Below are 401 nucleotides of genomic sequence, written 5' to 3'. Positions count from 1 at the left end.
AAAAATTATTGACTTGTTTTTAGCATTTTGGGGGCGACCAATTTTCTTGGCTTGATGGCGATGTGATGATACCCCTATTAGGCCTAATTTATTAAAAAAACAGATTTTGTATTGTAAGAGAAATTATATTATCTACCTCATGTATCCAAAACACAATCCCAAATGCAGATACTGTAACATGTACTTTTTCATTTTTTTTATAATAAATCAAATAAGCATAATTATAAAGAATTCCTGTTACTGTAATACATATTATATAAGTTATCCCAAATGGATGATATAAACCAAACATTAATGCTGCAATTAAAATTATTAATAAATCATGTTCACGAATCCAGGGAATACAACGAAGAATCCAGAATAAAAAAACTTGGAAAATTAAAGTTTCTACTATAGGAGCT

The 401-nt window shown here is 27.9% G+C and carries 1 protein-coding gene; it reads right to left on the bottom strand.

The window, feature by feature from the left end; all coding sequences use genetic code 11:
- Positions 1–91 precede the first annotated feature (91 nt).
- On the bottom strand, positions 92–401 hold a 310-nt coding region (locus V7038_RS29460; protein WP_335696095.1), incomplete at its 5' end, for a CPBP family glutamic-type intramembrane protease.

The sequence above is a fragment of the Bacillus sp. JJ783 genome, from assembly GCF_036963225.1.
GTDB lineage: Bacteria > Bacillota > Bacilli > Bacillales > Bacillaceae_G > Bacillus_A > Bacillus_A cereus_U.
The sequence above is the reverse complement of the archived record's forward strand: the minus strand, read 5'-3'. Positions and strand labels throughout refer to the sequence as shown.